Origin of the sequence: Parasutterella secunda, from assembly GCF_024733725.1 — a bacterium.
Lineage (GTDB): Bacteria > Pseudomonadota > Gammaproteobacteria > Burkholderiales > Burkholderiaceae_F > Aphodousia > Aphodousia faecalis.
Window position 1 is genome coordinate 115,456 of the sequence record NZ_JANRHP010000005.1, and the last position, 18,845, is coordinate 134,300.

The 18,845-nt window shown below is 50.6% G+C and carries 17 protein-coding genes; 10 read left to right on the plus strand and 7 right to left on the minus strand.

Going from position 1 to position 18,845, the window contains the following annotated elements; translation table 11 throughout:
• Positions 1 to 5: 5 nt before the first annotated feature.
• On the minus strand, positions 6 to 1,694 hold the full coding sequence (gene recJ, locus NW199_RS06480; RefSeq protein WP_258334011.1) for a single-stranded-DNA-specific exonuclease RecJ: 1,689 nt from the start codon (positions 1,692 to 1,694) through the stop codon (positions 6 to 8).
• The gene (locus NW199_RS06485; RefSeq protein ID WP_258334012.1) at positions 1,691 to 2,728 is read right to left on the minus strand and encodes a hypothetical protein; all 1,038 of its coding nucleotides are present in this window, start codon (positions 2,726 to 2,728) and stop codon (positions 1,691 to 1,693) included. The genes recJ and NW199_RS06485 overlap by 4 nt, the downstream gene beginning before the upstream one ends.
• Positions 2,729 to 2,936: 208 nt before the next feature.
• Between NW199_RS06485 and NW199_RS06490 the strand changes: the two genes are divergently transcribed.
• Entirely contained in the window at positions 2,937 to 3,905 is a 969-nt protein-coding gene (locus tag NW199_RS06490; protein WP_258334013.1) for a cation diffusion facilitator family transporter, read from the plus strand.
• 108 nt (positions 3,906 to 4,013) lie between these two features.
• On the opposite strand, the gene NW199_RS06495 is transcribed toward NW199_RS06490, so the two are convergent.
• Positions 4,014 to 5,498, minus strand: coding sequence for a DUF1846 domain-containing protein (locus NW199_RS06495; protein ID WP_258334014.1), 1,485 nt, complete (start codon positions 5,496 to 5,498; stop codon positions 4,014 to 4,016).
• Positions 5,499 to 5,715: 217 nt separating this feature from the next.
• Between NW199_RS06495 and kdsA the strand changes: the two genes are divergently transcribed.
• From kdsA to NW199_RS06515, 4 genes are all read left to right on the plus strand, one after another.
• The gene (gene kdsA, locus NW199_RS06500; RefSeq protein ID WP_258334015.1) at positions 5,716 to 6,567 is read left to right on the plus strand and encodes a 3-deoxy-8-phosphooctulonate synthase; all 852 of its coding nucleotides are present in this window, start codon (positions 5,716 to 5,718) and stop codon (positions 6,565 to 6,567) included.
• Positions 6,568 to 6,698: 131 nt separating this feature from the next.
• Complete coding sequence (gene eno, locus NW199_RS06505) at positions 6,699 to 7,991, plus strand: phosphopyruvate hydratase (protein WP_022473043.1); 1,293 nt, start codon at positions 6,699 to 6,701, stop codon at positions 7,989 to 7,991.
• 25 nt (positions 7,992 to 8,016) lie between these two features.
• Positions 8,017 to 8,397 carry a septum formation initiator family protein gene (locus NW199_RS06510; protein ID WP_022473042.1) on the plus strand — a complete coding sequence of 127 codons (381 nt, stop codon included), beginning with the start codon at positions 8,017 to 8,019 and terminating at the stop codon, positions 8,395 to 8,397.
• Positions 8,398 to 8,493: 96 nt separating this feature from the next.
• Positions 8,494 to 9,690, plus strand: a complete 1,197-nt coding sequence (locus tag NW199_RS06515; protein ID WP_258334016.1) for a M20 metallopeptidase family protein — start codon at positions 8,494 to 8,496, stop codon at positions 9,688 to 9,690.
• An 86-nt stretch (positions 9,691 to 9,776) separates the two neighbouring features.
• On the opposite strand, the gene NW199_RS06520 is transcribed toward NW199_RS06515, so the two are convergent.
• The 3 genes from NW199_RS06520 to NW199_RS06530 are packed head-to-tail and all read right to left on the minus strand — an operon-like array spanning position 9,777 to position 12,210.
• Positions 9,777 to 10,757: a hypothetical protein gene (locus NW199_RS06520; protein ID WP_258334017.1), complete on the minus strand. Its 981-nt coding sequence runs from the start codon at positions 10,755 to 10,757 to the stop codon at positions 9,777 to 9,779.
• 5 nt (positions 10,758 to 10,762) lie between these two features.
• Positions 10,763 to 11,671 carry an Hsp33 family molecular chaperone HslO gene (gene hslO / locus NW199_RS06525; RefSeq protein WP_258334018.1) on the minus strand — a complete coding sequence of 303 codons (909 nt, stop codon included), beginning with the start codon at positions 11,669 to 11,671 and terminating at the stop codon, positions 10,763 to 10,765.
• Between the two features lie 14 nt (positions 11,672 to 11,685).
• Positions 11,686 to 12,210, minus strand: coding sequence for a gamma carbonic anhydrase family protein (locus tag NW199_RS06530; protein WP_258334019.1), 525 nt, complete (start codon positions 12,208 to 12,210; stop codon positions 11,686 to 11,688).
• A 60-nt stretch (positions 12,211 to 12,270) separates the two neighbouring features.
• Here NW199_RS06530 and NW199_RS06535 point away from each other — a divergent pair, with 60 nt between their 5' ends.
• From NW199_RS06535 to NW199_RS06555, 5 genes are all read left to right on the plus strand, one after another.
• Positions 12,271 to 13,107: a PHP domain-containing protein gene (locus tag NW199_RS06535; RefSeq protein ID WP_258334020.1), complete on the plus strand. Its 837-nt coding sequence runs from the start codon at positions 12,271 to 12,273 to the stop codon at positions 13,105 to 13,107.
• Positions 13,108 to 13,109: 2 nt separating this feature from the next.
• Positions 13,110 to 13,757, plus strand: coding sequence for a site-2 protease family protein (locus NW199_RS06540; protein ID WP_022473036.1), 648 nt, complete (start codon positions 13,110 to 13,112; stop codon positions 13,755 to 13,757).
• 123 nt (positions 13,758 to 13,880) lie between these two features.
• A complete protein-coding gene (gene bamC / locus NW199_RS06545; protein WP_249092088.1) occupies positions 13,881 to 15,056 on the plus strand; it encodes an NlpB/DapX family lipoprotein in 1,176 nt (391 codons plus the stop codon).
• Between the two features lie 76 nt (positions 15,057 to 15,132).
• Positions 15,133 to 15,645 carry a DUF805 domain-containing protein gene (locus tag NW199_RS06550; RefSeq protein ID WP_258334021.1) on the plus strand — a complete coding sequence of 171 codons (513 nt, stop codon included), beginning with the start codon at positions 15,133 to 15,135 and terminating at the stop codon, positions 15,643 to 15,645.
• Positions 15,646 to 15,655: 10 nt separating this feature from the next.
• Positions 15,656 to 16,204 carry an FKBP-type peptidyl-prolyl cis-trans isomerase gene (locus NW199_RS06555; RefSeq protein WP_249092090.1) on the plus strand — a complete coding sequence of 183 codons (549 nt, stop codon included), beginning with the start codon at positions 15,656 to 15,658 and terminating at the stop codon, positions 16,202 to 16,204.
• On the opposite strand, the gene mutS is transcribed toward NW199_RS06555, so the two are convergent.
• Positions 16,201 to 18,828 carry a DNA mismatch repair protein MutS gene (gene mutS / locus NW199_RS06560; RefSeq protein ID WP_258334022.1) on the minus strand — a complete coding sequence of 876 codons (2,628 nt, stop codon included), beginning with the start codon at positions 18,826 to 18,828 and terminating at the stop codon, positions 16,201 to 16,203. The two genes, NW199_RS06555 and mutS, sit on opposite strands and share 4 nt — an antisense overlap.
• Positions 18,829 to 18,845 lie beyond the last annotated feature (17 nt).

Genomic DNA, 18,845 nt, shown 5'->3' on the forward strand with positions numbered 1-18,845 from the left:
AAGCATTAACCTTCGAGCTGTTCAATCACAAGCTGAATGCTTCGCTGCCCCATCCATTCATTGATCTCCGGCCGGTATGCCAGACGGGCAACCGAGGGAACCTCGGCCGAGCGTCTGAAAAAGATCCCGTTAAAACGAGAACCGTTTAATTCCAACATCAATTTCAGGTGCCCGCCCTTGAGCACCGTTTGATGCAGAACTTTAAATTCATTGGCAAAAAGGGGAGGAAGAAAACCTTGTCCCCAAATTTGCGCATTGATGGCTTCAATCAGAGAAATATTAATATCTCTTGGATCAAGGTCGCCATCAACCAACACATGCCGCTCGAAGACATCTTCTTCGCAATTTTGAGCCACGACCGTTTCAAAAGCCTGACAGAAGTCATCAAAACGGTGCCCGTCAATGGTTAGCCCCGCGGCCATGGCGTGTCCCCCGAACTTTTTAATGATACCCGGGGCGGTTTTGGTCACAAGGTCAAGCATGTCACGTAAATGAACACCTTCAATCGAGCGGCCCGATCCTTTCATTTCACCGTCGGCGGCGTTGGCAAAGGCAATGGTCGGACGGTGTTTGCTTTCTTTTATGCGGCTTGCGACCAAACCGACAATGCCTTGATGCCACGTCGGTTCATACAAAGCCAAAGTATGACGTTTCGTGACATCAATCTTATTTAAGAGCATGGCCGCGTCCCACTGCATGTCTAATTCCAATTCTCGGCGCTGGCGGTTGTAATCGTCGAGAATCTTGGCGTAATGCTGTGCCTCGGTGTCTGAGTCGCTCATCAAGCACTCAATGCCGGCCGTCATCAAGTCAAGCCGACCGGCGGCGTTGATGCGGGGAGCGATGACAAAACCGAAATCCCTCACTTTGGCTTGAGCGCTTGGGCGTCCGGCAATTTCAAATAGAGCTTTAACCCCCGGGTGTGTGTGACCCGTTCTCACTCGGTTTAATCCCTGCTGAACCAAAATTCGGTTATTACGGTCAAGTTTTACAACGTCTGCCACGGTGCCCAACGCAACGAGGTCAACCAAAGCATCAAGACGGGGTTGCGTTTTGGCGTCAAATTTTCCGCGTCGCCGAAATTCCGCTCGAAGGGCCATCAGAACGTAATACATGACACCGACGCCCGCCAAATTTTTGCTTGGAAAATTGCATCCCGGCGTATTGGGATTGACGATACAGGCTGCTGCAGGCAAGGTTTCTGCAGGCAAGTGGTGATCCGTGATGATGACATCAATGCCCATTTTTTTGGCTTCGGCAACACCGTCAATGCTCGCCATCCCGTTATCGACGGTAAGAATCAGCTGAGCGCCTTTTTGTGCCGCCAAATCGACAATGGCAGGAGTCAAGCCATAGCCGTAAACGAAACGGTCGGGAACCAAATAATCAACGCTTGCGCCCATGCTGCGAAGCCCTTTTAGGGCGACCGCACAAGCGGTGGCGCCGTCACAGTCGTAGTCGGCAATCACCATGATGCGTTTGCCGGCATCAATGGCATCGGCAAGATGCTGGGCGGCAGCGGTCGTTCCCATCAGGGTTTCCGGCGCAAGCATCGCTCGCCAGTCAGCTTTTAAATCTTCCGCTGTCTCAATGCCTCGGGCGGCCAGCACACGTGCCAAGGGCTCCGGGAAACCTTCTTCGGTCAAGTGCCGGGCAATGGCCGAGCTATAGTCTCTTGTAATAAAGCGTGTCATAGTCCGGTCTCACCTAAAAAGTTTTCCAAGTTGAGTGTTTTTTTCTTTTTAAATCGCGCAAAAAGACTTTTGGTTGCATTTTTATCAATGACAACCGTGTGAGTGTCTCGGGCGCCGCTTGCGACTAAAACAAGTCGGGTGGCGCGTCTGGCGTGGGCAAGATCGGCTAAGTGAGTGACCGTCTTGATAACATCGGGTAGCTTTCGAGCCCAAGTGCTCCAATCTTTTTGCCGATAACTCTCATAGAGCCCGTCAACGACGGCTAAAAGGTCGCCTTCTGGCGCTTCGGGCCAATTGTCTTTTAACGCGGTTGTTCTGAAATTCAATAGTCCTGCGTTTTGAGCCCATCCCCACACATAGGAGTCATTGGCCATGACCGCTCGTATTGTGGAGGGCTTCAGTAAATGCCGTCTTGAGCCGCCATCGGGCCAAAAACCGTCAATGGTTTCCAGCCCTTGAGCGAGACGTTTGGCGTTCACATCACTTTTTTTCAAAATGGCGCGAAGTTTTTCATCCAATGCGATAAAGGCTTGTTCGTCAGCACCACTTAGACTGTCAGTTGAATAAGGACGATACTTTTGCGCGCACCAAGGGCGAACAACCAGATTCCAATCCTGATTGCGGGTGAGATACCAGCGGTCAGCCCACTGTTGAAGTTGAAAACCGAATTGTCTGACACAGGCGAGCACTTCATCGTGAAGCTCGTCGCGCTCTTCGGCACTAAGTTCTTCCTTGGGAGATCGCAAAATGGTTTGACCGTTGATAATCGCATCGTGCACGGTATGCAGACGCCAGGTTTCAGCGCCCATGGCGGGGCCGCCATCGGCTTCCCATTCAAAGGCTGCGGTTTCAGGCATTCCGCCTCGTTTGGCAATGACTTGCCAGAGCCAGGCGATGTGAGCCGCGCCTTCCAAGACCGGCTCATGCACCAATTCTTGCTCAATGACTTCTTCTGCCCCTTCGCCTAATTGCAAAAGAGAAGAAAAATCGGCTCCCAATGAAGGTTCTTTGAGTACTTCTTTCGGAAGTCTCAATCCTGGAATCAAAAAGTACGCTGAATTCATCTCAAAAAAGGCTCAAGCAGCTTTTTTAAACTCTCGAGCATCGTCAACACAATTAATACGTTGAGCATTATACGTGAGCGTGTTTTTCAACATTTTGAGACTGATTTTCAATTCTCCATAGATTGGTCGAAAGAGTACACTGCGCGGATATTCGAATAAATAAGAAAGCGAAGCCAAAATGTTCGGTAAAACTCAATCAGACAATTTAGAAAAAGACAGAGCCTTCTCTAGCCATGGCCAGGGGGATAGTCTCTATGATCACGCAACCCGTCAGGTTAAAGCCAGTGTTTTGGGGGTGGCGGTTCTTCTAACCTTAGGTTTTTCTGCAGTTGAATTGGTGGGAGGCCTTTTAAGCAACTCCTTGGCCTTGATCGGTGATGCCGGTCACATGGCTACCGATGCGGCAAGCCTTCTATTTGCCCTGGTCGCCAATTGGCTTGCCCGTGAGGGGGCCGATAGCCACCACTCATTCGGTCACGCCCGAATTGAAGTGTTGGCGGCCTTTGTCAATGCTTTAGTGATGTTTATCGTTTTGGGTTGGATTTGCTATGAAGCCATTGACCGCTTAACCAATCCGCATGAAGTTTCGGGCGGCAGCGTCATGTTGATTGCCACTATCGGTCTTTTGGTCAATGTTGCGGTCGCCTGGTCATTGTCTCGAGATAAGAAAAACGTCAATACCCGTGCGGCGCTCGTGCACGTTTTGGGTGACTTATTGGGTTCGGTTGCGGCCATTGTTTCCGGCGCGGTGATTTATTTTGGCGGCCCTGTTGAAGTTGACCCGATTCTTTCGCTTTTGATCTGCGTGTTAGTGGCTCATGCCGCTTGGGGTGTTTTGAAAGAGACGGTCCCCGTTATGTTGGATGCGGTTCCCGAAGGAGTGAAGTACGAGGAGGTGGGTGACGCCATCGCCGCCATTCCCGGTGTTTTAAGTGTGCACGATCTTCACATATGGGTAATGAGTCCTGGATATTCAGCCATTACGGCTCACTTAAAAATTGACTCTCATCGCTCTTGGCCTTTGATCTTGGAAGCGATTCGAAAACACGTTAAGGAGCGCTTTAACATTGATCATGTGGCCTTGCAGCCCGAGTGGGAAAGCACAGAGGCTACGGCCTCAGACTGTGATTGCAAGGCACGAGTCTAATAGATAGCCAAACCATTCCAAAGCGTCTCAAAACAAAAAAATCCCCGAAAGATTTGGACGTCTTCCGGGGATCGTTTCTTAGGGTGTCAATGAAAGTAAGGCAGACGCTTACTTGTGATACAAGCGAGAGGTTTCGTAACGAGGCTCGCAGCTAACGTTAATGCCCAAACGTTGAAGGACGCGTTCGTCTTCTTCACTGATGATGACCGTGAAGTGGACTTCGGAGCCACGCAGTTTCGAGAGTTGCTCCTTGGCTTTTTGGGCCACCTCGTTGCGAAGAGCCGAAATTGTCAAGGCCAAAAGAACTTCGTCGATGTGTAGTCTCGGATTCTTGTGTAAGAGATACTCGGTCTTTAATTGGCAGATCGGTTCGAGCACTCGGGCAGAAATCAAATCCACATCATGGTCAATACCGGCCAAAAGCTTCAGGGCATTCAAAAGCATGGCAGAGGCGCAGCCCAGTGTGCTGGAAGTTTTGCCTGTAACGATTCGACCATCGGGCAGCATCATGGCGGCGGCAGGAGCGCCGGTTTGCTTAGCTTTGTCAAGCGAAACGGCGACCGCCGGGCAAATATCGGGCGTCGTTTCCGCCTGATTCATGATGAGTTTCAGATGATTGATTTCTTGCTCGTTGGAGGCGCCTCTCATGTGTTTGACGCCTGCGGCATAGTAGCGGCGCAGAATTTCCATGCGGGAGGCCTTGCGGCAGACATCATCGTCGACGATGCAGTTGCCGGCCATGTTGACACCCATGTCCGTCGGGGACTTATAGGGTGACACTCCCTGAATGCGTTCGAAAATCGCATTTAAAACCGGGAAAATCTCCACATCGCGGTTGTAATTAACCGCCGTCTTCCCATAGGCTTCCAAATGGAAGGGGTCAATCATGTTGACGTCATTTAAGTCAGCCGTGGCCGCTTCGTAGGCCAAGTTAACGGGATGCTTTAAGGGCAGATTCCAAATCGGGAAGGTTTCAAACTTGGCGTAACCAGCTTCGATTCCGTGTTTGTGATCGTGATAGAGCTGGCTCAAGCAAGTGGCCATTTTTCCGCTTCCGGGACCGGGCGCGGTCACAACGATCAACGAACGGGTCGTTTCAATGTATTCGTTTTGTCCCAGTCCTTCTTCGCTTACGATGAAATCAACATCGGAAGGATAGCCCGGGATGGGGAAGTGGCGATAGTGCGGAACACCTAATGTTTCTAAGCGCTTTAAAAAGGCTTGGGCGGATTTTTGCCCCGTGTATTGAGTCAGCACGACGCTACCCACATACAAACCCATTTCTCGGAAGGTATCGATTAAGCGCAAAACATCTTCATCGTAGGTGATGCCCAGGTCACCGCGGATTTTATTGGATTCAATATCCGCGGCGTTGATGGCGATGACGATTTCGACATCGTTTTTGAGCTGCTGCAGCATTCGGATCTTGCTGTCGGGCTTAAAACCAGGGAGGACACGGGAGGCGTGATAATCATCAAAAAGCTTGCCTCCAAACTCAAGGTAGAGCTTGCCTCCGAATTGGGCGATTCGATGACGAATCTGTTCGGATTGCGTCGTGAGATACTTTTGATTATCAAAACCAATCGCCGTCATTTTTAGTGTTCCTTCCTTTCTGAAAATCAACAGCTTGCCAGTATAATCAAAACGAAAGAAATGACGAGAGCCTAAAAGATATTTTTGCAAAGAAATAGGTTTCGTTACTTATGGGTGGCCGACCGTTTTGCTTTATTTGGTAAGGCAAGCGGGGGTTTGTGCGCCGTTAACAGAAAAATCTTTCTGATGAAGTAATTTTGAATAAGGGCCTTTATAAATGAAACTTTGCGGTTTTGATGTCGGTTTGGATAAACCGTTTTTTCTCATGGCCGGTCCCTGTGTGATCGAAAGCGAAGAAATGGTGATGGAAATTGCCCGGGAAATGAAGGCAATTTGCGACGATCTCGGCATCCCTTACATTTTTAAAGCAAGCTACGATAAAGCCAATCGCACATCGGTTTCGAGTTTCCGCGGACCCGGTATTGAAAAAGGTTTGGAAATTCTGGCTCGCGTGCGAGAGACCGTAGGCGTGCCGGTGGTCACCGACGTGCATACCGAAGCGGAGGTTCCCCTCGTTGCCAAGTACGTGGATGTCCTACAAACTCCGGCCTTTTTATGCCGCCAGACGGACTTTATTTGCGCCTGTGCTCGAACGGGTAAGCCAGTCAACATTAAAAAAGGCCAGTTCTTGGCTCCTCACGACATGATCAATGTGATTGAAAAGGCCCGCGCGGCCGCTCGTGAAGCCGGAGTCAATGAAGATAATTTCATGTGCTGTGAACGCGGCGCTTCATTTGGTTATGGAAACCTTGTGAGCGACATGCGAAGCTTGGCGATTATGCGCGAAACAGGTGCGCCGGTTGTTTTTGACGCAACGCATTCGGTGCAGCTGCCAGGCGGCAACGGTAAGAGTTCAGGCGGCAACCGCGCTTTCGTGCCGGTGCTCTCGCGCGCCGCGGTCGCTGTTGGTGTTTCCGGCCTTTTCATGGAAACGCACCCTGATCCGCAATGCGCCAAGAGCGACGGCCCGAATATGGTCCCGCTTTCACGTATGCGTGAACTTTTGAGCAGTTTGGTTGCCATTGACCGTGTGGTCAAGGGTTTGCCCTTGTTGGAAAACACGTTTTAACCGTCGCGACTGCTGTGCCTGTACGGTACAATAGCGACCGAGAATCAGCATAAGCCGATTTCGTTATATTTTTGAAGCAAGGTGGCCGCGGGGTCGCGACCACCGAAATCTATTTTTGAGGAACTTCCGATATGTCTACGATCAATGCCATCGTCGCTCGTGAAATTTTGGATAGCCGCGGCAACCCCACGGTGGAATGCGACGTCTATCTTGACAGCGGTGTGATGGGCCGCGCAGCTGTTCCGTCCGGCGCCTCCACCGGTATCCGTGAAGCGCTTGAATTGCGTGACAAGGACGCTCGTTACGGCGGCAAGGGTGTCATGAAGGCTGTGGAAAACATCCATGCCAAGATTCAACCCGCATTGATCGGGTTTGATGTGACGCAGCAAGCTTCCATTGATGCTCAAATGATTGAAGACGACGGTACGGAAAATAAGAGCAATTTCGGTGCCAACGCCATTTTGGGTGTTTCCATGGCTTGCGCTCGAGCAGCCGCCAACTATGTCGGCTTGCCCCTTTACCGCTATTTGGGCGGCATGGGTGCCGTGCAAATGCCTGTGCCGATGATGAACGTGATCAACGGCGGCGCTCACGCTAACAATAACTTGGATTTACAAGAATTCATGATTATTCCGATCGGTGCTCCGAGCTTCCATGAAGCCGTGCGCTACGGTGCGGAAACGTTCCATGCTTTAAAGAAGATCATTAACGGCCGTGGCATGAGCACCGCTGTGGGTGATGAAGGCGGTTTCGCCCCCAATATCGATAGTCATGAAGAAGCCATCGAATTGATCATTGAAGCCATCAAAGCCGCAGGCTACGAACCGGGTAAGGATATTGCCATCGGCTTGGACTGCGCCGCCAGCGAATTCTACGAAGACGGCAAGTATGTTCAAAAGGGTCAAGGCAAGACCTATACGGCCGAAGAATGGATCAAGGTTCTCGAAGGCTGGGTCGCCAAGTATCCGATTATCTCCATCGAAGACGGTATGGCAGAAGTCGACTGGGAAGGTTGGAAGAAGTTAACCGATGCCCTGGGTCGCCGCGTGCAGTTGGTGGGTGATGACCTCTTTGTGACCAATCCCAAGATTTTGGCCGAAGGCATCCAAAAGGGTGTGGCCAACTCCATTTTGATTAAGGTTAACCAAATCGGATCGCTTTCTGAGACGCTCGCTGCCATCGAAATGGCTAAGCGCGCCGGTTACTCCGTGGTGGTCTCCCACCGCTCCGGTGAAACCGAAGACAGCTTCATTGCCGACTTGGCCGTTGGCGTCAATGCCGGCCAGATTAAGACTGGTTCCATGAGCCGCAGCGACCGCATGGCCAAATACAACCAATTGCTTCGCATTGAAGAAGAGTTGGATGACCAAGCTGTCTACCCGGGCCGCGATGCGTTCTACTGCATCAAGGAATGGTCATTCTAATGGCTAAGCGTTAAGGTCAAAGCGAATGATTACACCCGATAAGATCATCAAGGTCTTGCTGATCTTGTTGCTTCTGATGCTTTGGCCTTTAATCGGCGGTCAGGGGGGATATATCCGAGTGGTTTCGTTAAGTGAGGAGCTTGCTGATATTAAAGAGCAAAATGCCCTCACTTTTGAGGAAAACCAACGCCTGGCCGCTGAAGTCCGCTCCCTGGTGCGGGGAGCCGATGCTATTGAAGAGCGCGCCCGCTACGACCTCAATATGGTCCGTCCCGGCGAAGTGCTCTTTCGTATTCAAAGACCTCAAAAAGTTCTTCCGGGAAATGCTATTCCCGCCGATATTCTGAACGATCCTTTGTATCGTCCCGCTCCTGTTACACCGCCCGCTAAAGAAGGCGAAAAATAGGGCGAAGCGATTATTTTCTCAAGAATTTTCCCGATATCTTTTCTTCAGATAGGCTATAACTGAAGGCATCTGTTTTTCATTGGCAAAGGATTCCAAATGATTGATGCCGTGATTGTTAAGCCTGAAGAGATGCGTGAGTGCGCCCAGGTTGCCGCGCAAGTTCGTCACACGATTCACGCCTATCCTGAAGTGGGTCTCAATTTGACTCAAACCGAAAAAACGATTGTTGAAGCGCTCAAAAGTTTTGGGTGTGAAGCGATTGAAACGCGAGTCGGCGGAGCTGATGTCGCCGGTGTGGTTTGCGTCGTCAAGGGGGATCAGCCCGGACGTACGATCGGTCTTCGCGCCGATAGTGACGCTCTGCCCTTAAATGAAAATACCGGAGTACCCTACGCAAGCACTCGTGCCAAACATATGCATGCCTGCGGGCATGATGGTCACGTGGCTACACTCTTGGCCGTGGTGAAGTATTTCATGGAGCATCGTCATTTTGCGGGTACCTTGGTTGCGATTTTCCAGCCCGGAGAAGAAGGATTTGCTGGAGCCCGTCACATGGTTGAAGACGGTTTGGTTGAGCGTTTCGGAATTGATGAATTCTATGCGCTTCATGCCGAGCCCACGCTTGATGTCGGCACGGTCGGCTTTGTGCCCGGCTACGCCACCGCGAACGCTGACACGTTTGAAATTGTTTTTGAGGGTCAAGGCGGGCACGGATCAAGACCTCAGTTTTCTAAAGATTCTATTGTTGCGATGGGTGAGGCGATTTTGGCCCTGCAAACCATTGTCTCACGCAATGTGTCGCCTTACTACGCGGCTGTGGTATCGATTTGCTGCGCGCAGTCCGGCGATCCCGATGGAACAAGTGTGATGCCGCAAAAGGCTCTTTTGCGCGGAACCACTCGGTCGTATGAACCTGAAGTTCAGGATTTGATTGAGCGACGCATGAATGAAATCGCTCAGGGTATCGCTCAAACATACGGGATAAAGGCAACAGTCAATTACACGCGGCTCTATCCTGCCATGTATAACACGCCCGAAAATGTGCAAGCTGCGCGTGAAATCGCAGCGCTGGCCATCGGGGCTGCCAATGTCAAAGAATTCTCCCGTACAACAGGCGGAGAGGATTTTTCCTTCATGCTTTTAGAGCGACCGGGTTGCTTATTCCGTCTTGGAATGAAAGATGCCGATCACACGGCACCGGTTCACAATGAAGGATTCGATTTTAATGACAAGGCCATTGCCACGGGTGCTGCCGTCCTGGCGTCTATCGCTTTAACGCGCATGAAGATCTAAAAGAAAAGTCCTATTTCAGCGATTTTGTTCGGTGAAATAGGACCATTACTGAAAACGCGGCGATCAATTAGCCTAAAGCGTTCGTTTTAATTGATCCATTTTTGAGTTTGAAGGACTTCATCGGCTTTAGCCTGTCCCCAAACCATTCTTCTAGCTAAATCGACGATTTGTTCGGGCGTGATTTTTTCAAGCGTCATCAAAGGCGGCTCGTTTTCGTTATTCGAAGGGGTGACGGTATAGAGCCAGTAGTGATGACCATCGTGATAGACCGTTAGGTGTTCGGTTTTCTTTTCTCCGTCTTTAATGGCCCGAAAGCCGAAAAGATGCGAAAGCTGCATGGTCACAGACGGTTGTCCGGTCAGCTCAAGCGTAACTTCTCTTTTAGGCATGCGCTCATCGGGATTTTCCAATAGCGACATAAGATCCTCGAAGAGTTTTTCCGGGTCAGCCTGTTTAGCCTGATTGATCGGGGAGAGCTGAGGATAGCGGCCCGTGAGCTTGGGCATCACCTTATTCATAAAGCGCTCAAGAATCTCATTTTGATCATGCTCAATGAGGTCGGCTAACGCAGGATCGGCTTGATAAACACGGACATTAAGCGATGCTTGCTTATCGTCTGGAATCAGGCATAAAAGAAAATGCTCCACTGGCTCAAACGCCCAAACCTTTGTCCCTTCGGCCTTCACGTAAAAACCGTCGACCTCTTCTCCGCCTTTGACTTGCGCAGGCAAGAAAGAGTCCAAAACTTCTTTGAGGTTTTGATGCGTGACGGTGAATTCTCCCGTCTGAGCATTAACATTGACAGAGTAAATAAGGCATTCTCCGTCAATGATGAGTTTTAAAACCCAAGCAATGAGACCGTCTTTTTTGCCGGTATTTTCCAAAAAGTCCCGGGTGATATCACGAACCTTCGCGACCGCTTCAGCCTCGGTGAGGTTGCGGATCGGATAAGGACCGTTGAGGGTGGCCAAAATAGGATTGCCCATCAGGTAGAAGCCGCCCTGCAACCCTTCGTGGCTAAAACCCATGACGTTTTGATTCTTGCTGTTTTTAAATATGGTTTTCATATCAATCAGTTATTTTTGATGGCTGAACCATCATCAAAGAGTTTGACGACATCTTCAGCGCTAAAGCGTTCCGTGCGGCCGCAAAAGTCACACGTGACTTTAATTTCACCTTCTTCTTTCACGATTTGAAGGGCTTCGACTTCGCCCAAATTGCGAATCATCGCTTCGACTTTCTCGCGCGAGCAGGTGCAGGCAAATTTAGGTTCTGCCGGTTCAAAATAGTCTGGAGCCTCTTCCCAAAAGAGTCGGTGAGTGACCTCTTCAGGCGTGAGCTCTAAAAGCTCATCGTCGGTGATGGTCGAGGCTAATGTTTCAATACGATTAAGGCTTTCCTCATCGCTTGTGATGTTCTCATCCTTGCCGCCGAAATCAGGCATTTTCTGAAGCATTAAACCGCTTGCCGCAGAATCATCGGCGGTGAGCCAAAGTTTGGTGTGGATTTGTTCGGACTGCTCCATGTAGCCCATCAGCGCGTCGGCGATGCTCTCGCCGGTGAGCGGTACAACACCTTGATAAAGCGGTTCGCCCTCGCGCCTGTCTTTGGGATCAAGCATGATTGCGCAGCGGCCGCGTCCGTGGGCGTTTAGTAATTCTTTCATGCCCATGGTATCGCTTACTTCTTCACCTTCGTGCATTTTTACGGTGGCGCGAACTAGAAGACCGTTTCTGACCTCAACAATGGCAAGACGCACGGGCCCGTCACCTTGCACCTGCATGATCAGAGCACCTTCAAACTTCAGGGAACTGGCTAAAAGCAGCGACCCCGCGGTCATCTCTCCCATCAGTCGCGTAACACTTAACGGCCATTTTTGAAATTGCCGCATGGCTTTCCAGGCGGTTGTCAGTCTGACAGAAGCGCCTTTCACAGGTGTGTTTTTAAAAATAAATCGAAGCAGCGTGTCGTGTTGAGTCATGATTTTTTTCCGTTTTAACCGATTTGTTTCTTCTCGGTTTGGTAACGATTTTTTTGTTCAATGTAGTGTCGGGCGTTTTCCCGAATTTTTTCTTTTTCCTCAGGGGTTAATTCTCGCACAACGCGTCCCGGCCGTCCGATGATCAGCACACCGTCCGGGAATGTTTTGTTTTCCGTAATGAGCGTTCCGGCTCCGACCAAGGATTCTCGCCCGATAACGCTGCCATTGAGAATGACCGCGCCCATGCCGATTAAGGAAGCCTCACCCACAGTGCAGCCGTGCAAAATGGCTGAGTGCCCCACTGTGACGTAGTTGCACACCCGGCAAGGTTTGCCCGGATCCGTGTGAAGGACCGCACAGTCTTGGATATTGCTGCCTTTTCCCACGGAAATCTCGGCTTCGTCACCGCGAATGCTGGCTCCGGGCCAAACACTAACCTCTTCGTCTAATGTAACCGTTGCGGTGACCGTGGCCAACGGATCCACGTAAGCCGTATCCGCAATGGTCGGAATCTTGTCAGAAATTGAAAAAATAGCCATCTTTAGAACGTTAAATCGTTTAAAGTTTGAGGGTAGATTGTAGCGAGTTTAAATAGTGAAATGAGAATAGATTTACATGTGCATTCAAGTGCAAGTGATGGTGTTTTTTCTCCTGCCGAGGTGGTTCGCAAGGCGCACGCCAACGGTGTGGAGGTGATGGCTTTAACCGATCACGACACGGTTTCCGGGCTCAAAGAGGCCCGTAAAGAGGCCGAGAAGCTCGGCATGCGCTTCATTGACGGGGTGGAATTATCGGTTTCGTGGGGTGGTCGGACGATTCATGTTGTCAGCCTCGGTCCTAAAAAGTTTGAACCCTATAGGGAGCTTTCTGAAAAACTGAGTAAACAGCGTGACCTGAGAGCGCGAACCATCGCCTCGAAGTTTGACGCGATGGGCATCTATAACACCTACGAGCAAGCGTTGGACTTGGCGGGCAATGGCCTTAATCTCTCGCGCAGACATTTTGCCCTGGCTCTCGTTCAGAGGGGAACCGTCGGTACTGAAGACGAAGCTTTTGAGAAGTATCTCAGAGACGAAGGGCCGGCCTTTGTCAAAACGCAATGGATGACGTTGCCTGAAGCCATGCGCTTTATTCGTGAGACCGAAGGGGTGGCTGTGGTCGCTCACCCGGGACGTTACAATTTTGCCGCTCCCTTGACAACGATTGATCTTTTGGAAGAATTTAAAGCGCTCGGGGGCGATGCGATTGAAGTCACAACGGGCAGTCACTTTGAAGCTGAAAATGAGCGCTACACAAGGGTTGCTTTAAATATGGGCTTTTTAGCGAGCACCGGCAGTGACTTTCACGGCTGCAAACCCGGCCGTCCGGAGCCAGGCCTTCAGGAACCGTTGCCGGATTATTTACCCACAGTCTTAGATTTATTGAAAGACCGTTAACCATGCATTTTCTTTATGACCTCGCGGTATATGCGATTCCTTTGATTTTCGCCATTACGATGCACGAAGCGGCTCACGGCTGGATGGCTGAGCGCTTTGGCGACGATACGGCATCCATGATGGGACGCGTCACTTTAAACCCCATCCCTCATATTGATCTCGTTGGCACGATTATCGTGCCGGGGATTTTGTTGTTGGGGTCGGCCGTCACCGGTTTAGGGGGAGTGCTTTTGGGGTGGGCCAAGCCCGTTCCCGTCAATACACGCAACTTAAGACCCTTTCGTCAGGGGATGTTCATGGTGGCGTTGGCCGGCCCTTTGAGTAATCTCTTGCAGGCGCTCTTTTGGCTGTTGATGCTTAAGCTCTTTATTCTGACAGGCTTTCTGACGCAGTCATTGCTGGACTTGACCATCGCGGGTGTGATGGTGAATTTCTACCTGATGGCCTTTAACCTTTTACCGCTGCCGCCTTTGGATGGCGGACGGATTGTCACGATGCTTTTACCGTATGAAGCAGCGGTGAAATTTTCTGAAATTGAGCGCTACGGGATGGTGATTCTCGTGGTTTTGATTGTTTCGGGCTTTTTAACCTATTTCATGCATCCCTTTGTCTGGACGGCCAGACGTTTGCTGACATGGGTTTTGCTTTGAGATTTGTTTCAAAAAGCTGATCGGCTTTTTCCCATAGAAAGGCCGAAATCGGTACAATAGTCGGGTTAATTTGAAGTAACAGGCGTGCGGGGTCAGCTTCGTGCGCGAATGAGTGAAGACAAAATGATTAAAAAAGTAGTCCGTACGGGTTTGGTGGTTGCTTTGCCGATGGCTTTGGCTGCCTGCTCGACATTTGACTTCGGCCAAGATCGTATTCAATATGAAACGAGTGACTCGCGCGCTCCGCTGGAAATCCCGCCGGATTTAACTTCGGTGCCCGGTTCTGACCGCTTTGCGGTGCCTTCTCGCCCGCAGACTGTATGGGCAAGCCAACAGGCTCAGCTTGATGCCGCCCAAGCCGGCAACACCAATCAGAACGCATTGGTTCTTTTGCCGCAAGGCGAAGTGGCCAAGATTGTCCGCGAAGGCAACAATCGCTGGATTCATGTGAACCTGTCGCCTGAAATGGTCTGGCCGATCATGCAGGACTTCTGGACCACGGTCGGTTTATCGCTGGCTCGTCAAGATGCCGCAACCGGTGTGATGGAAACCAATTGGGCTGAAAACCGTGCCAAATTACCCCAAGACATTATTCGTGCCACTTTGGGCCGTGTGATTGATATGGTTTATTCCACCGGGGAACGCGACCAGTATCGCGCCCGTGTTGAACGTTCAGCCAACGGCGGCTCGGATATTTTCGTGACGCACCGCGCCATGGTTGAAGTGGTTAAGAGCTTGGGTGGGGATAACGAAACCACCGTTTGGCAGCCCGGTCCGAGTGATCCGGAAATGGAAGCTGAAATGCTCACGCGCCTGGCTCAGCGCATCAATCAGGAATTTAATCCTGAAGCGGTGAAGAAGAGTCCGGCAGAGCACGAAGCCGAAGTTGAAAAGTTGGCGAGCTACCAACCGGAAAACTCCGTGAGCCAGCTCGAACAAGATGCCGAAGGGGTGGCAACGAGCATTTACATTAAGGAAGACTTTGAACGCGCCTGGCGTCGTGTGGCGCTTGCCGTTGACCGCATGGGCTTTACGGTTGAAGACCGTGATCGCTCCAGAGGTTTCTTCCTTGTGCGCTATCTCGATCAAGAATACGAAGAACAGAAACGCTCTGAACAAGGTTTCTGGAGCAATGTGTTCGGTCGCGATACGCCGGTTGAAGCACCGCAGTACGTGATTTATCTGCAACGTCTCTCGGACACCGAATGTCGTGTGCATGTGTTGGGTCCAGATGGTAAGGCCGATACGACCGGTGTCGCACCGCGTATCCTGACGCTTTTGAGCGAGCAGACGAAGTAATAGCCTCTATGGCTAATGGAGACGAGGGAGCGTGGAGCCTGTTGGCCGCACTCCCTTTTCTCTTTTGGGAATAAATATGTTTAAGCTTTTCTTTTCGTTTTCAGGTCGAATTAATCGCGCTCGTTTTTGGGCGGTGATTGCTTTTTGGCTTCTTGTGCGGGTGGGGGTGCCTTATCTTTTGTACACCTTTGCCATGTTGCCCGGGCAGTCGCTTGATATTCAAGATGCCAGCGCAAGTCCTGAAATCTTTGAGGCCGGAAAACTCTACGCGGTTTTAACCGTTGTGTCGCTTTTTAGCACGGTCTCCGTGGCTGTTCGTCGTTTGCACGACTTTGACGCAAGCGGCCTTTGGGCCATATTGCTCTTTATTCCGGGCATTGAATTCATTGCCTACTTAGTCATTGGGCTTATCGGCTCTCAACGCGGCACAAACCGTTACGGCGTCAATCCCTTGGGCGAAAACAATATCTATTTCCCCGGTAACGAGGAAATGCGGGTGAAGGAATTAAAAGACTTGGCAACGCTTTTTGAAAAGGGCCTTTTGTCCGAAGCAGAATATGAAAAAGCGAAAAAAGCTATTTTGAAGTAAGGAAATTTAAATGCAAGTTGCAAAAGATACCTTAGTGACGATCTCAGCCAAAATGTACAACCTTCAGGGCGATCTGATGGAATCGGCCGATGAATTGGTTTATTTGCATGGTCATAGCGACATTTTCCCGGTGATTGAAAAAGCGCTCGAAGGTAAAAAGCCGGGTGATACGGTGACCGTTCAGCTTGAGCCTGAAGAAGCTTTTGGCGACTACGATGAAACCGCTTTAATCATTCGTCCGGAGACGGATTTTGAAGAAGGGGTTGAAGTGGGATTAAGTTACACGGAAATCCGCGGAGAAACATTGGATCGCCCGTACCGAGTGACAGATATTGCAGACGGCGTTGTGGTTTTAGACGGCAACCACCCACTTGCCGGCATCGGTTTGAAATTCGAAATCACAGTCAGAAATGTCGAAGCGGTGAAAAAAGGTGTCGAAACCATCGGTACCGATGATGTGGTTGTACCGTCTTTTTTACAAGTTTCCGACAAGCCGATGGTTGCCAACATCGTTGATGATGCGGGCGATGAAGAAAGCGAACAAAAGACTTTGCATTAATTATTGAGGATCGTCTGCGCTTTATCTTTCAACTCATAGAGCAGATCTAAAGCTTGACGCGGGGTAAGCTGATCCACATCCAGCGCGTCAATTTCTTCACATAGCGCTTGGGTTCTATCGGGCTCAGGCGCTTTTTCATCGGGCATCTCTACATTGTTGTCAGCGAATAAGTCGAGTTGTTCATTGACCTGCGAGCGCTCCTGCAGCTCATTGAGCATTTTGCGAGCACGTCGGATGACAGAGTTGGGGACACCAGCCAACTGAGCAACCGCGATACCGTAGCTTTGATTAGCGGGACCATCCTGCACTTCATGTAAAAAGACGATTTTGTTTTTGTTTTCGACCGCGGCAACGTGAACATTGGCCACTTCGGGCGCCGTTTGTTCAAGCTTTGTGAGTTCAAAGTAGTGAGTCGCAAAAAGCGTAAAACTCTTTTTCACAAGCGCTAATTCATGGGCGATGGCCGCCGCCAAACTTAGACCGTCAAAAGTTGATGTTCCGCGTCCGATTTCATCCATGAGAACCAGACTTTGGTCGGTTGCTTGGTGCAAAATAGCTGCCGCTTCCGTCATTTCCACCATAAAGGTCGAACGACCGCGAGCGAGGTCATCACTGGCTCCTATGCGGGTGAGGATAAGATCGATAGGGCCGATTTTGGCGCTGGCCGCGGGAACGAAACTGCCGATATAGGTCAAAAGCACAATAAGGGCGATGGATCGCATATAGGTGGATTTACCACCCATGTTGGGACCGGTAATCACCAAAAGCCTGCGACCGGGGATGAGCAAACAGTCGTTAGGTGTGTAGCTTTCGATGGCGTCTTCAACGACCGGATGGCGCGCTCCGATAATTTCAATGCCGGGCGCCTTTTCCAATTCAGGACGAATCCAATTGGCACGGCTTGCGTGATAGGCAAAAGAGGTCAGCACGTCAATTGCCGCAGCAGCGGCGGAAGCCTTTTGTAAAACCGGAACATAACTGTCTGCAAAGGCAAGCAGTTCGTTATAAAGCGACTTTTGCAAAGCTTGGGAGCGTTCCTGAGCGGAAAGCGCCTTATCTTCATATTCTTTGAGTTCAGGCGTGATGTAGCGCTCCGTATTTTTGAGAGTCTGCTTTCTGTGGTAATGCAGCGGAACACGGTCGGCCTGACCACGGGAAATTTCAATGAAAAAGCCTTGGACTTTATTGTATTGAACACGCAAAGTGGGGATACCCGTTGAGGCTCTTTCACGGATTTCCATTTGCGTCAGGAAGTCGCCGACATTGTCACGCAGTTCGCGAAGGGTCGCCAGTTCTTCGTTATAGGTGCTCGCAATAACATCGCCGTCTCGCAGCTGCACGGCGGGCTCTTCTAAAAGAGCCGCGTTGAGCTTTTCGTACAATGCCGGATCAATGACAAGGTCGGCCGCTTTTTCTTCAATGAGCGGGTCGTCAGCGAGCATGAGCTCTTGGGCAATCTGGGCTAAATGGGGAAGCGCGTCTCTGAGCGCGGCCAATTCTTTCGGACGAATGCTTCGCATGGCAATGCGAGTCGCCAGACGTTCAAAATCTGGAACGGTCTTTAATTTATCGCGAACACTTTCCCTTAGGTGCTCAGCTTGAACAAAACTTTCAACGGCCTGATGCCGTGAGGAGATAATCTGCGTATCGCGCAAGGGATTGTGAATCCATTGACGCAACAGGCGTGATCCCATGCTGGTTTTACATTGATCAAGCAACGAAAAAAGGGTTGGGCCGTCATCGCCTCGAAGGGTTTGTGTGAGCTCCAGGTTTCGGCGGCTAGCCGAATCCATCCCGACAAATTGGCTTTGAACCTCTAATACAGGGGGCAAAAGATGCGGAATGGCTTCGCATTGAGTGTTTTCCGCGTAGGTTAAAAGCGCACCGGCGGCGCTTACCGCATCGGGAACATCGTCAAGCCCCCAAGCAGTGAGTTCCTGTACTTGGAATTGATGCTTGAGTTTGGCGGTTCCGTGGTCAACGGTGAAATACCACTTGGGTAAAGGAGTAATCGCCGCAGGCAGCCTTAACTCATCAATGGTTTCTTTAAAGTCTTCAGGAACGAGGATTTCGCTTGGTGCAATTCGGGTAACTTCAGTGGCAAGTTCCTCAAGACTTGTATTGGCCACGTGAAATTGGCCGTTACTGAGTACCAGCCAGGCCAATCCCAGACGGGCGCCATGGCGGCCGGCGGGGGATATCGCCAATAAGGCTGCATCTTGCTTTTGAGGTAAAAGCTCATTTTCCGTTAAAGTGCCGGGCGTGACGATACGAGCAAGTTCCCTTTCCAAGGGGCCTTTGCTCGGGTCGCCGATTTGCTCGCAAATTGCAACGGAAACCCCTTGCTTAACCAAACGGGCAAGGTACTGTTCGAGCGTTTTTTCAGGAACGCCTGCCATGGGAATCGGTTCACCGTTTAAATCGGTTCCGCGTGAGGTAAGTGTGATTCCCAAAAGCTTATTGGCTCGGACTGCATCATCAAAAAACGTTTCGTAAAAGTCCCCCATCCGGTATAAAACCAGGGTTTCGGGATGTTGGGCTTTGATCTCAAGAAAACGCCGAATGGCAGGGGTGTGCCCTGCCAACGGGTCATTGGTGTTTTGAACCGTTTTTGTTTTTGCCATTGATGCGACCGTCTACG

What these genes read in the sequence shown, in the direction of transcription:
- hslO (WP_258334018.1), bottom strand. Translation starts at nt 11,671, where the DNA reads ATGACTCAACACGACACGCTGCTTCGATTTATTTTTAAAAACACACCT.
- mutS (WP_258334022.1), bottom strand. Translation starts at nt 18,828, where the DNA reads ATGGCAAAAACAAAAACGGTTCAAAACACCAATGACCCGTTGGCAGGG.
- NW199_RS06495 (WP_258334014.1), bottom strand. Translation starts at nt 5,498, where the DNA reads ATGACGGCGATTGGTTTTGATAATCAAAAGTATCTCACGACGCAATCC.
- kdsA (WP_258334015.1), top strand. Translation starts at nt 5,716, where the DNA reads ATGAAACTTTGCGGTTTTGATGTCGGTTTGGATAAACCGTTTTTTCTC.
- NW199_RS06540 (WP_022473036.1), top strand. Translation starts at nt 13,110, where the DNA reads ATGCATTTTCTTTATGACCTCGCGGTATATGCGATTCCTTTGATTTTC.
- NW199_RS06550 (WP_258334021.1), top strand. Translation starts at nt 15,133, where the DNA reads ATGTTTAAGCTTTTCTTTTCGTTTTCAGGTCGAATTAATCGCGCTCGT.
- bamC (WP_249092088.1), top strand. Translation starts at nt 13,881, where the DNA reads ATGATTAAAAAAGTAGTCCGTACGGGTTTGGTGGTTGCTTTGCCGATG.
- recJ (WP_258334011.1), bottom strand. Translation starts at nt 1,694, where the DNA reads ATGACACGCTTTATTACAAGAGACTATAGCTCGGCCATTGCCCGGCAC.
- NW199_RS06530 (WP_258334019.1), bottom strand. Translation starts at nt 12,210, where the DNA reads ATGGCTATTTTTTCAATTTCTGACAAGATTCCGACCATTGCGGATACG.
- NW199_RS06520 (WP_258334017.1), bottom strand. Translation starts at nt 10,757, where the DNA reads ATGAAAACCATATTTAAAAACAGCAAGAATCAAAACGTCATGGGTTTT.
- NW199_RS06555 (WP_249092090.1), top strand. Translation starts at nt 15,656, where the DNA reads ATGCAAGTTGCAAAAGATACCTTAGTGACGATCTCAGCCAAAATGTAC.
- NW199_RS06490 (WP_258334013.1), top strand. Translation starts at nt 2,937, where the DNA reads ATGTTCGGTAAAACTCAATCAGACAATTTAGAAAAAGACAGAGCCTTC.
- eno (WP_022473043.1), top strand. Translation starts at nt 6,699, where the DNA reads ATGTCTACGATCAATGCCATCGTCGCTCGTGAAATTTTGGATAGCCGC.
- NW199_RS06515 (WP_258334016.1), top strand. Translation starts at nt 8,494, where the DNA reads ATGATTGATGCCGTGATTGTTAAGCCTGAAGAGATGCGTGAGTGCGCC.
- NW199_RS06510 (WP_022473042.1), top strand. Translation starts at nt 8,017, where the DNA reads ATGATTACACCCGATAAGATCATCAAGGTCTTGCTGATCTTGTTGCTT.
- NW199_RS06535 (WP_258334020.1), top strand. Translation starts at nt 12,271, where the DNA reads ATGAGAATAGATTTACATGTGCATTCAAGTGCAAGTGATGGTGTTTTT.